Origin of the sequence: Pseudomonas sp., assembly GCF_037994325.1 — a bacterium.
In the GTDB taxonomy this organism is placed as follows: domain Bacteria; phylum Pseudomonadota; class Gammaproteobacteria; order Pseudomonadales; family Pseudomonadaceae; genus Aquipseudomonas.
Genome location: NZ_JBBNAH010000509.1, coordinates 1 through 4,399, shown reverse-complemented (window position 1 = coordinate 4,399; position 4,399 = coordinate 1). Strand labels below are relative to the sequence as shown.

The following is a 4,399-nucleotide window of genomic DNA, read 5'->3' as shown; positions in this document are numbered from 1 at the left end:
GCATGATCCCCGGCACGATCGGGATGTTCACGCCCATCGCCCGTACACGCTCGACGAAGTAGAAGTAGCTGTCGGCGTTGAAGAAGTACTGGGTGATCGCACTGTCGGCACCTGCTTTGGCCTTGCGCACAAAGTTGGCGATGTCGTCTTCAAAGTTGCGCGCTTGCGGGTGCATTTCCGGGTAGGCGGCGACTTCAATATGGAAGTGGCTGCCCGTTTCTTCACGGATAAAGCTCACCAGATCATTGGCGTGGCGCAGTTCACCGCTGGCCATGCCCATGCCGGACGGCAGGTCACCGCGCAGGGCGACGATACGTTTGATCCCGGCATCCTGGTATTGCTTGAGCAGGGCGCGCAGTTCGGCCTTGCTGTCGCCCACACACGACAGGTGCGGGGCGGCGGGTACTTTTACTTCGCTGTCCAGCTGCAGCACGGTGTTGATCGTGCGGTCGCGGGTCGAGCCACCGGCACCGTAGGTGCAGGAGAAGAAATCGGGGTTGTAGCCGGCCAGCACACGGGCGGTGGCCATCAGTTTTTCATGCCCAGCGTCGGTCTTGGTCGGGAAGAACTCGAAGCTGTAGCGACGTTCTTTGCTCATAAGAAACTCTCAAATCACGCTGGCGAATGGTCGACAGGCCTGCCCTGTTAACTAAAACCTGGCAGGCCTGTACTTCGCGGCAAGGCGCCCGCGGCTGCGGGCGCCGGGCACATCAGTAGCGGTAAGCGTGCGGCTTGAACGGACCTTGTTGCGGCACGCCGATGTAGTCGGCTTGCTTCTGGGTCAGTTGGGTCACAACGCCGCCGAAACCTTTCACCATTTCCAGGGCGACTTCTTCGTCGAGTTTCTTCGGCAGTACTTCTACGGTCAGGCGCTCGGCTTTCTGGGCTGGCGACAGATCGGCGTACTTCTGAGCGAACAGGAAGATCTGCGCCAGAACCTGGTTGGCAAACGAACCGTCCATGATGCGGCTCGGGTGGCCAGTGGCGTTGCCCAGGTTAACCAGGCGGCCTTCGGCGAGCAGAATCAGGTAGTCGTCGTTGTGCGGGTCAAAGCTGCCAGCGCCGGTACGGTGAATCTTGTGTACTTGTGGCTTAACTTCTTCCCAAGCCCAGGTTTTACGCATGAAAGCGGTGTCGATTTCATTGTCGAAGTGGCCGATGTTGCACACCACAGCGCGTTTTTTCAGGGCGGTCAGCATGTTGCTGTCGCAGACGTTGACGTTACCGGTGGTGGTGACGATCAGGTCGATTTTGCCCAGCAGCAGTTTGTCGATGCTGGCGGCGGTGCCGTCGTTGATGCCGTCGATAAAGGGCGAAACCACTTCAAAGCCGTCCATGCACGCCTGCATGGCGCAGATCGGGTCAACTTCGGTGACCTTAACGATCATGCCTTCCTGGCGCAGCGATTGAGCCGAGCCCTTGCCCACGTCACCGTAGCCGATGACCAGGGCTTGTTTGCCCGACAGCAGGTGGTCGGTGCCGCGCTTGATGGCGTCGTTCAGGCTGTGACGGCAGCCGTACTTGTTGTCGTTTTTGCTTTTGGTCACCGAGTCGTTGACGTTGATGGCCGGGATTTTCAGCTCGCCCTTGGCCAGCATGTCCAGCAAGCGGTGTACGCCGGTGGTGGTTTCTTCGGTCACGCCGTGGATTTTTTCCAGCATGGCCGGGTATTTCTTGTGGATGATCTCGGTCAGGTCGCCGCCGTCGTCGAGGATCATGTTGGCGTCCCAAGGCTGACCATCTTTCAGGATGGTTTGCTCGATGCACCACTCGTACTCTTGCTCGGTTTCACCTTTCCAGGCGAACACCGGAATACCGGCAGCGGCGATGGCAGCAGCAGCTTGGTCTTGGGTGGAGAAAATATTGCAGGACGACCAACGCACTTCGGCACCCAGGGCAACCAGGGTTTCGATCAGCACGGCAGTCTGAATGGTCATGTGGATACAGCCGATGATTTTGGCGCCTTTCAACGGCTGCTCGCCGGCGTACTTGTGACGCAGGCCCATCAGGGCTGGCATTTCAGATTCGGCGATGATGGTTTCGCGGCGGCCCCAAGCGGCCAGGGAAATATCGGCGACTTTATAGTCGGTAAAAGCAGCGCTCATGGTGTAACTCCATTCGTGGTGTGCGAATGGGCGCCGTTGATGCGTTTTAACAACAGGAACAATCCTGCTGTTGAGTACGCCCTGCTCGAGCCTGACAGGAAACTTCCGGGGAAGACCCTGCTGCAGCGCCCCTCGAACAGGTGGCGGGAACGGCCAGAAAAACCAGGGGGCCGTTTTGAAGCTGGGGGATTATAGCCGCGCAACGCAGGTTGCCCAAGGCTTTCTGTCTACTTATGGCCAAGCCCTATGGCAACTATTGATAGCCATGCTGTGACAGGCTCAGGCCCGCTCTGCCATGCTCCACCGCGTCCCTTGAAGAACGATTACGGAGGCATAGATGAACTTCCACACACGTAAATGGGTAAAACCTGAAGACCTCAACCCCAATGGCACCTTGTTTGGCGGCAGCTTGCTCAAGTGGATTGATGAAGAAGCGGCGATCTACGCCATCATTCAGCTGGGCAGCCAACGGGTGGTGACCAAGCTGATTTCCGAAATCAACTTTGTCAGTTCCGCGCGCCAGAGCGACATTATTGAACTGGGTATTACCGCCACGGCGTTCGGTCGCACTTCGCTGACCATGCGCGCTGAAGTGCGCAATAAGATCACCCGCAAGAGCATCCTGACCATCGACAAAATGGTGTTTGTAAACGTCGATATCGAAGGCAATCCGGCGCCCCACGGCAAAACTGAAATCACCTATATCCGTGATCAGTTCAAGGCTGAAGGCGGATCGGACTAAGCGCAACAGTCGGCTGATTGGCCGATATGCCGTGGCCCAGTGTGCAACTGGCCATGGCTTAGGCGCGCATATCTAGGCAAGTTGCTCGGACAATAAAACCGAGGAGTTGCCATGACCATCGCTTACTGGTGCGTGTTGATCGCACTGTTTCTTCCCTATATTTGCACTGCTGCGGCCAAAGCCCTGGGCGGCGGTTTTACGCCCAAGCACAACCACGACCCACGGGCGCTGCAAGCCACCCTGACGGGGCCGGCCAGGCGTGCCAACAATGCGCAACTCAATGGTTTTGAAGTGACGCCAGCGTTTGCCGTGGCGGTGATCATCGCCCATCAGGTTGGCCATGCCGCGCAGACCACTATCGACCTGCTGGCCATCTGGTTTGTCGTCAGCCGCGTGGTTTACCTGATCTGCTACCTGGCCGACTGGGCTCCCATTCGCTCGCTGGTATGGGGCATTGGCATGGCGTTGATCGCCAGCTTCTTTTTCGTCAGTGCCTAACGACGGCGTGGCGCGGGTGGGTAGGGCGTAGGTCATATTCCACTCGTGCGGCGCCATGGCGCAGCAGCGCAACGTCGCAACAGTTGGTAAACCGCCTGAGGACGAGGATACTGGCCGCCGTCGCTGAGTAGCCCAAAGTAGTCCCGTCCATGATCCTGAAAAAATCCGTTGTTATTGCCCTGGCCTGCGTCGCCCTCACCGCCTGCGGTGGCGTCGACCCCAATTCACCGCAGGGCAAGCGCCAAGCGGTGTTTAAACAAATGCTGAAAACCGGCGAGGACCTGGGCGGCATGTTGCGTGGCCGGGTGCAGTTCGACAGCGCACGTTTTACTGCCGGTGCGCTGAAGTTGGACGAGCTGTCCAAGCAACCCTGGCAGTACTTCCCGCACGTGCAAGAAACCGACAAAAGCAGCGCCAAGCCCGAAGTGTGGGAAAACCAGGCGCGCTTTCAAGAACTGGCGAAAAACCTCGAAACGGCCACCGCCGCATTGGTAGTGGCTAGTAAGGATCCGCAGCTGGACGCGAAGAAACTCGACGCGCCCGTTCAGGCCGTGGAAGACGCCTGCGAGACCTGCCACAAGGCGTTCCGCAACCATTGATCAGCGGTTGAGCTGTTTCTTCGCTTCGTCGAGTTCTTTGCGCGCTTCAGCCAGTTTGTTTTTGCGCTTGTCGATCTTTTCCGGATCGCCTTTGCTCATGGCTTTCTGCAAGTCGTTTTCGCGTTTTTTCACTTCGTGCTGGGCATCCAGCACTTTCTGTTCGCGGGATTTTTCCAACTGCTCGTCGGTACAGTTGCTCTTCACTTGGCTAAGCGCCGTTTCCAGCCCGGCTTGTTGGGCAGTGTTGCCGGCGGCCTTGGCTTGCTCAATTTGCTGCTGAATTTCATCGCGCTTGGCAGCGCAGCCGGTCAGGGTTTTAGTGGTTTCTGCGGCCACGGCAGTGGTGGTCAATACGCTTATCAGCAGGGCAGAAAAAATTGGACGGTATGCAGACAATTAAGCGCTCCATGGCACTGAAAATGTCGCGAGCAGGCGGGCACTCGCGAGTCGCAATG

The 4,399-nt window shown here is 57.9% G+C and carries 6 protein-coding genes and 1 riboswitch; of the genes, 3 read left to right on the top strand and 3 right to left on the bottom strand.

The genetic code is table 11. The features are described from left to right. Both AAAB16_RS17170 and ahcY read right to left on the bottom strand, forming a co-directional pair. On the bottom strand, positions 1-598 hold a 598-nt coding region (locus AAAB16_RS17170; protein WP_340664413.1), incomplete at its 3' end, for a methylenetetrahydrofolate reductase. 112 nt (positions 599-710) lie between these two features. Beyond that, positions 711-2,105 (bottom strand): adenosylhomocysteinase, encoded by a 1,395-nt coding sequence (ahcY, locus tag AAAB16_RS17165; RefSeq protein ID WP_340664412.1) that lies wholly within the window; start codon positions 2,103-2,105, stop codon positions 711-713. Between the two features lie 21 nt (positions 2,106-2,126). Beyond that, positions 2,127-2,245, bottom strand: a riboswitch (S-adenosyl-L-homocysteine riboswitch). Between the two features lie 197 nt (positions 2,246-2,442). Between ahcY and AAAB16_RS17160 the strand changes: the two genes are divergently transcribed. From AAAB16_RS17160 to AAAB16_RS17150, 3 genes are all read left to right on the top strand, one after another. After that, the gene (locus AAAB16_RS17160; RefSeq protein ID WP_110615292.1) at positions 2,443-2,847 is read left to right on the top strand and encodes a hotdog domain-containing protein; all 405 of its coding nucleotides are present in this window, start codon (positions 2,443-2,445) and stop codon (positions 2,845-2,847) included. A gap of 111 nt (positions 2,848-2,958) precedes the next feature. Then, entirely contained in the window at positions 2,959-3,345 is a 387-nt protein-coding gene (locus AAAB16_RS17155; protein ID WP_340664411.1) for an MAPEG family protein, read from the top strand. A gap of 149 nt (positions 3,346-3,494) precedes the next feature. Further along, positions 3,495-3,944 (top strand): cytochrome c, encoded by a 450-nt coding sequence (locus tag AAAB16_RS17150; RefSeq protein WP_340664410.1) that lies wholly within the window; start codon positions 3,495-3,497, stop codon positions 3,942-3,944. On the opposite strand, the gene AAAB16_RS17145 is transcribed toward AAAB16_RS17150, so the two are convergent. Continuing rightward, a complete protein-coding gene (locus AAAB16_RS17145) occupies positions 3,945-4,310 on the bottom strand; it encodes a DUF1090 domain-containing protein (protein ID WP_340664414.1) in 366 nt (121 codons plus the stop codon). Positions 4,311-4,399: the final 89 nt, after the last annotated feature.

Excerpts from the sequence above, each read along its gene's own strand:
- ahcY (WP_340664412.1), bottom strand. The coding sequence starts at position 2,105 with ATGAGCGCTGCTTTTACCGACTATAAAGTCGCCGATATTTCCCTGGCC.
- AAAB16_RS17160 (WP_110615292.1), top strand. The coding sequence starts at position 2,443 with ATGAACTTCCACACACGTAAATGGGTAAAACCTGAAGACCTCAACCCC.
- AAAB16_RS17155 (WP_340664411.1), top strand. The coding sequence starts at position 2,959 with ATGACCATCGCTTACTGGTGCGTGTTGATCGCACTGTTTCTTCCCTAT.
- AAAB16_RS17150 (WP_340664410.1), top strand. The coding sequence starts at position 3,495 with ATGATCCTGAAAAAATCCGTTGTTATTGCCCTGGCCTGCGTCGCCCTC.